This window comes from Paraburkholderia sp., from assembly GCF_026225065.1.
GTDB lineage: Bacteria > Pseudomonadota > Gammaproteobacteria > Burkholderiales > Burkholderiaceae > Paraburkholderia.
In genome coordinates this window covers 22,640-29,202 of the sequence record NZ_JAMFSB010000138.1, presented here as the reverse complement: position 1 = coordinate 29,202, position 6,563 = coordinate 22,640, and the positions used below count along the sequence as shown (strand labels likewise).

Genomic DNA, 6,563 nt, shown 5'->3' with positions numbered 1-6,563 from the left:
TGTCGGCGTGGTCGGGTTCGAGCGGCATGACTTCGCACGAAAACTGGGTTTCCTGCTCTTCGATCGAGAGCGTCTTCGCACGCTGCAAGCCTTCGACGAGCACCTTCACGGTACCGTCCGGCAGCTTCAGCATTTGCAGGATGTTGGCAATACACCCTACTTCGTACATGTCCTTTTCGGTCGGCTCATCTTTGGCAGCCGTCTTTTGGGCGACGAGCATGATGTGCTTGCCGCCTTCCATTGCTGCTTCGAGAGCCTTGATCGACTTCGGGCGGCCTACGAAGAGCGGAATCACCATGTGCGGGAAAACGACTACATCACGCAGCGGGAGCAGCGGGAGCGTAGTGCGTTCCGGCGGGAGGAGTTGGGTTCCTGACATTTCATTTCCCCATGAGTGGTATCAGTTCGTTCGATAGGTGAGGCCTGCAAAAACGATTACAAGGCCTCCGCGTGTGGGAAAAGTTCAGTGACTCCAAAGGAAACACAACCATCCTAACCCAAGATAAACAAAAAAGCCGTCCACGTTGCCATGAACGGCTTTTTTTGCAAAACCTTTAAAGCCGATCAATTCGAACCCGCAACCTTGGGTGCGTCTTCGTAGATCAGTAGAGGTTTACCGTCGCCTTCGATGACGTTGTCGTCGATGATGACCTTGCTAACCCCTTTCATCGTCGGCAACTCGTACATCACATCCAGCAACGCCTGTTCCAGAATGGAGCGCAGACCACGCGCACCCGTCTTCCGACGGATTGCCTTGCGTGCGACCGCCTGCAATGCACCGGGACGAATCTCGAGTTCGACGCGTTCCATGCTGAACAGCTTGTGATACTGCTTCACGAGCGCGTTCTTCGGCTCGACGAGAATCTTCATCAGCGCCACTTCGTCGAGCTTGCCGAGCGTAGCGACCACCGGCAGACGGCCGATCAGTTCAGGAATCAGCCCGAACTTGATCAGATCTTCCGGTTCGACTTCGCGCAGCACTTCGCCCGCATCGCGGTCCTGCTTGCTCTTGACGCTGGCCCCAAAACCGATGCCCGTCTTTTCCGTACGGTCGACGATGACCTTTTCAAGGCCGTCGAACGCGCCGCCGCAGATGAACAGAATATTAGTAGTGTCGACCTGGATGAAGTCCTGGTTTGGATGCTTACGACCACCTTGCGGCGGCACCGACGCCATCGTACCTTCGACCAGCTTCAGCAAGGCCTGCTGGACACCCTCGCCCGATACGTCGCGGGTGATCGAAGGGTTGTCCGACTTGCGGCTGATCTTGTCGATTTCGTCGATGTAAACAATGCCGCGCTGAGCCTTGTCGACTTCGTAGTTGCAGTTCTGCAGGAGCTTCTGAATGATGTTCTCGACGTCTTCACCGACATAGCCGGCTTCCGTCAGCGTCGTTGCGTCAGCAATAACGAACGGGACGTTCAGAAGGCGAGCAAGCGTCTGCGCGAGCAGGGTCTTGCCGGAACCGGTCGGGCCGATCAGCAGGATGTTGCTCTTCGAGAGCTCGATTTCGTCCTTCTTGTCGAGATGCTTGAGGCGCTTGTAGTGGTTGTAAACGGCCACTGCAAGGATCTTCTTCGCGCGTTCCTGCCCGATTACATACTGATCGAGAATTTCGCGGATTTCCTGCGGACTCGGCAGATCGGACTTGGACAGACCGGCTTCAATGCCCGCGCCCGCCGCCTCGTCACGAATGATTTCGTTGCACAGGTCGATACATTCATCACAGATGAACACCGACGGGCCGGCAATCAGCTTTTTGACTTCATGCTGGCTCTTGCCGCAGAACGAGCAATACAACAGCTTTTCGCTGTTAGAACCTTTCTTGTCCGCCATAGATGTGTGAGCCTCCGGACACTCGATTACATGATACGCCGTTTGCCCCTGCCTCGCAGTTGAGGCGAATGAGCAAAAGCAGTGACGGCGCTTGCCGCAGGCGTTTGGACGACTCTAATTATTTCACACCATAAACGTGCGTGTTCTCGCCCTCAAAACCGGGGCGAAAACACGCCAGATCATGGCCGCTTGTGCAACACCTGGTCGACCAGGCCGTACGCCTGGGCGTCATCGCCGGACATGAAGTTGTCGCGGTCGGTGTCGCGTGCGATCCGCTCGACCGGTTGACCGGTGTGATGCGACAGCAACTGGTTCAACCGTTCCTTCAAATACAGGATTTCACGGGCCTGGATCTCGATATCCGATGCCTGGCCACGTGCGCCGCCAAGCGGCTGGTGAATCATCACGCGTGCATTGGGCAGCGTGAAGCGCTTGCCCTTTGCGCCGGCCGCCAGCAGGAACGCGCCCATGCTGGCCGCGAGGCCCATGCACAGGGTCGACACGTCCGGTTTGATAAATTGCATCGTATCGTAGATCGCCATCCCGGCCGAAACCGAGCCGCCCGGGCTATTGATGTAGAAGCTGATGTCCTTGTCCGGATTTTCGCTTTCGAGGAACAACAACTGTGCGACGACGAGGTTGGCCGTCTGGTCGTTCACTTCGCCGACCAGAAACACTACGCGTTCCTTCAGCAGGCGCGAGTAGATGTCATACGAACGCTCGCCACGGCCGCTCGTTTCCACGACGATCGGCACGAGTCCGAGCGCCTGCGCTTCGAGATCCCGGGACGACTGGGAGGTCAACGTGTCCAGCATTTGGGCGCGAAAGGTCATGCAATGGATCCTTGTCTGGGAATATTTATTAGGTACCGGACAGGTGAGTACGACAGCGCAATATTCAAGTGCGCCGACCCCGGCGCACCCCGCTCAACACGACGCTTCAGAAAAAAACGGCGTGCGGGCCGTCGCTCCGACAGCCGGCACGCCGTTGCAGCGACGCTTACGCTTGCGCCGTTGCGCTTGCCAACTCTTCGAAGCTCACTTCCTTGTCCGTCACCTTGGCCTTGCTGAGGACGAAATCAACGACGTTGGCTTCAACGACGTAGGCTTCCATTTCTGCAAGGCGCTGCTGGTTGGAATAATACCAGCGGACGACCTCCTTCGGGTCTTCGTAGCTTTTCGCGAATTCGTCGACTTCGGCACGAATCTGCTCCGGCTTCGCCTGCAGCTCATTGGCCTTGACCAGTTCGGCGAGCACGAGGCCCAGCTTGACGCGACGCTCAGCCTGCTCCTTGAACATTTCTACCGGAATCGGTGCGTCGGCGGCGTTCGGCACACCACGTTGCGTCAGATCCTGGCGCGCCATTTCGACGAGACGCAGCTGGTCCTGCTCGATCAGCGCGTTCGGCACGTCGAGTTCCGAAATCTTCAACAGCGCATCCATCACCTGGTTCTTGACGATGGATTGCGTGCGACGCTTTGCTTCGCGCTCGAGGTTGTCCTTGATTTCAGCGCGCATTTTCACCAGATCGCCGTCTTCGATGCCGAGCGATTTGGCAAATTCAGCGTCGATTTCCGGCAGATGCGGCCATTCGATCTTCTTCATCGTGATCGTGAACTGCGCCGTCTTGCCGGCGACGTCCTTGCCGTGATAGTCGGCCGGGAACGCCAGGTCGAATTCCTTCGCTTCGCCGACCTTCAGGCCAAGCGCTGCCTTTTCGAATTCCGGCAGCATGCGGCCTTCGCCGAGCACGAACGCGAAATCTTCCGCGCTGCCGCCCTGGAACACTTCACCGTCGATCTTGCCGGCGAAGTCGACCGTCACGCGGTCGCCGTCTTTCGCCGCCGTGTCCGCACCGCCGTCGCCATGTTCGCCGGCGTCACCACGGGCGTGGAAATGCACGCGCTGCTTGCGCAGGATGTCCAGCGTGCGGTCGATTTCCGCTTCGCTGATGGTCGTCGTGGTGCGCTCGATCTCAGCCGTGGAAACGTCGCCCAGCTTGACTTCGGGGTACACCTCGAAGGTTGCGTCGAAAGCGTAGTCGCCTTCCGCTGCATCGACCTTCGGCGCGAAGCTTGGCTGACCGGCAACGCGCAGGTTCTCAGTGCGGCTGATGTCGAAGAATTCCTTGCCAACCTTGTCGCTCAGCACTTCGGCTTCCACCTGGCCCGAATACTGTTGCGTCACCATCTTGAGCGGCACCTTGCCGGGGCGGAAACCCGGCATGCGCACATTCTTCGCGAGTTGGCGGATACGCGAGTCCACTTCCTTCTGCACGGTGTCCTTCGGCAGGGAAATCGTGACGCGGCGTTCGAGCTTGCCGAGGTTCTCAACAACGTTAGCCATGGCTTCAATCGTCCTAAAATTATTCGAGCGAATCAGTTATCTTCTTCGTGCCGCTATTCGACGTCGCTTCGCATCGCGTCACATCGATTCAGCGCCTGCGCCGCGGGCTTACAGGCCACCGGCAGCACGGTTTGGGTCTAAAGAGCCGAATATTTTAGCAAACTATTCGCGCGCTTAGCCGGGATTCGAAGTTCCGCGCCCATTTTTGTCCGGTTTGGTGCTGGTTTCGGGTCGGTTTGGGCCCGTTTTGACGGCCCGCGCCGGTGTTTACGCCGCTTCGGTCACTCCATGCCGGCTATGCCGTTCGACGTATTCAGTCGCGCGCGGCATGCTGATAAGCTAGCGAACGCGTTGGGCTCGCGCCCGCCTGCACCGCCTCCGCACCGATTTCAACTATCAAGAGACACCATGCCGAACCTGTCGTCCGCGCCCGTCGTCGTCATTGCTCCCGATTCTTTTAAAGGTTCGCTTAGTGCCGAACAGGTGGCGCAAGCCGTCGCATCCGGCATAACGCGTGCGCGGCCCGATGTCATCGTGCGTATCTGCCCGATGGCCGACGGCGGCGAAGGCACGCTCGACGCCATGCTGACCGGCGGCGGCGAGCGCCGCATCCTGACCGTGCGCGGCGCCGCGGGTCCAGTGCGTGAAGCAGCCACGGGGCTGCTCGGCGACGGTAGCGCGATCATCGAAACGGCCGAGATCGTGGGCATTACCGATCCGGTCGGCATGGGTGTACCGGTTCAAGCGCGCAGCTCACGCGGTATGGGCGAAGCGATTCGCGCGCTGCTCGACGTCGGCGTGCGGCGCTTCTTCGTGGCGCTCGGTGGCAGCAGCACGAATGACGGTGGCGCGGGACTACTGGCCGGCCTCGGCATGAAGCTGTTCGACGCCCAGGGCGAGGAACTCGAGCCGACGCCCGAGCAGCTTGCCCGGCTCGCTCGCATCGACGTATCGCAGCTGGATGCGCGGCTTGCCGATGCGTCGTTTGTCGGCATGTCCGACGTGGACAATCCGCTCACGGGCGAACATGGCGCCACTGCGATCTTCGGGCCGCAGAAAGGGGTAAAGCCCGAACAGATCGCAAGCGTCGACGCTGCCCTCGCCCGCTTCGCGGATCTGCTCGAACCGGCTCTGCAACGCACAGCTCGCAACCTGCCAGGCGCGGGCGCGGCCGGCGGCCTGGGTTTCGCCCTGCATATGCTCGGCGCGCAGTTCGAACCGGGCGCGGAAACCGTCGCTCGCCAGATCGGCCTTGATGCAGCGCTCGATGGGGCGGACTGGCTGATCACCGGCGAAGGCCGCTCGGATGTCCAGACGCTGCACGGCAAGGCGCCGTTTATCGCCTGCGCTCATGCGCGCGCCTTAGGCGTGCCGGCCACGCTGTTGTCGGGCGCAGTGGATTCCTCCGCGCTGCCGCGCCTTGCCGAACATTTCAGCGGCTGCTTCTCGCCAGCGCCCGGCCCGATCACGCTTGAAGTCGCGATTCGTGACGCCGCACACTTGCTCGCCAACGAAGCCGAGCAGCTGACGCGTCTCAGATACGGCATGCGTTGACCGGTGAGGCGGTTGCGGCAACAATCACAGCGCCACGATCGCTTTCACTCACCATCGGGACGACCATGAAGGCCTCCGCCAAAGCCGGGCTCGAACAGTTTCTGACGTACCGTCTGCACGTATTGAACAAGCTTGCCGAGCGCGGCATCGGCGAGCGTTATCAGGAGAAGCTCGGCGTGACGTTGCCGGAGGCTCGCGTGATTGCGTCGGTGGGATCGTTTGGACCGTTTTCGATCATGGAGCTCGCGCGGCATGCAAACCTCGACAAGAGTCAGGCAAGCCGCGCGGCTGAAGCGCTGATCAACCAGGGGTTTGTGCAACGCGAAGCGAGCGAAGAGGACGGGCGCGTCGTACTGATTTCGCTGACCACTGACGGACGCGAGCTGTACCGCAAGATCATGCCGATCGCCCGCAAGTGGAACGTCGATCTGTTCGACTGCCTCAACGAGGAAGAGAAAGCTGCGTTCGGCGACGCGCTCGACCGCATTATCGAAAGCATGCAGGCGCGCTCGGTGTAACAGGTTCCGCGGCGATTGGTTGTGCGTGCAACCAGTAAGTAAAAAGCCCCGCCAGTCATCGACTGGCGGGGCTTTTTAAAATACGTGGTGCGAGGAAGGGGACTCGAACCCCTACACCATTGCTGGCGTCAGGACCTAAACCTGGTGCGTCTACCAATTTCGCCATCCTCGCGCCGGGTCAAGCGCATGCGCGCCGCGCCCGATATCTGGCTTGCCAGCAGCCGTGCCTCGCCGGCAAGAGCCGGTTTGACGTACGTCCGAAAGCGTAAGCGCGAGATTCTAACCGATTGATTTGCGCTTGTCTGCATT

General features: G+C 60.0%; 6 protein-coding genes and 1 tRNA gene. 2 read left to right on the top strand and 5 right to left on the bottom strand.

Translation table 11 applies throughout. The features are described from left to right. From M0954_RS10735 to tig, 4 genes are all read right to left on the bottom strand, one after another. Positions 1 to 379: LON peptidase substrate-binding domain-containing protein (locus M0954_RS10735; RefSeq protein WP_297353102.1), on the bottom strand; the 379-nt coding region annotated here is incomplete at its 3' end. 185 nt (positions 380 to 564) lie between these two features. Next, entirely contained in the window at positions 565 to 1,836 is a 1,272-nt protein-coding gene (gene clpX, locus M0954_RS10730) for an ATP-dependent Clp protease ATP-binding subunit ClpX (RefSeq protein WP_122154647.1), read from the bottom strand. Positions 1,837 to 2,015: 179 nt separating this feature from the next. Next, on the bottom strand, positions 2,016 to 2,669 hold the full coding sequence (clpP, locus tag M0954_RS10725; RefSeq protein WP_074264769.1) for an ATP-dependent Clp endopeptidase proteolytic subunit ClpP: 654 nt from the start codon (positions 2,667 to 2,669) through the stop codon (positions 2,016 to 2,018). Positions 2,670 to 2,835: 166 nt separating this feature from the next. Next, positions 2,836 to 4,182 (bottom strand): trigger factor, encoded by a 1,347-nt coding sequence (tig, locus tag M0954_RS10720; RefSeq protein ID WP_122154646.1) that lies wholly within the window; start codon positions 4,180 to 4,182, stop codon positions 2,836 to 2,838. Between the two features lie 408 nt (positions 4,183 to 4,590). On the opposite strand from tig, the gene M0954_RS10715 reads away from it, so the two are divergent. Further along, the gene (locus M0954_RS10715; protein ID WP_297353100.1) at positions 4,591 to 5,736 is read left to right on the top strand and encodes a glycerate kinase; all 1,146 of its coding nucleotides are present in this window, start codon (positions 4,591 to 4,593) and stop codon (positions 5,734 to 5,736) included. Between the two features lie 65 nt (positions 5,737 to 5,801). After that, a complete protein-coding gene (locus M0954_RS10710; RefSeq protein WP_122154644.1) occupies positions 5,802 to 6,254 on the top strand; it encodes a MarR family winged helix-turn-helix transcriptional regulator in 453 nt (150 codons plus the stop codon). 85 nt (positions 6,255 to 6,339) lie between these two features. Here the strand turns inward: M0954_RS10710 and M0954_RS10705 are convergent. Next, a tRNA-Leu gene (locus M0954_RS10705) sits at positions 6,340 to 6,426 on the bottom strand. Positions 6,427 to 6,563 lie beyond the last annotated feature (137 nt).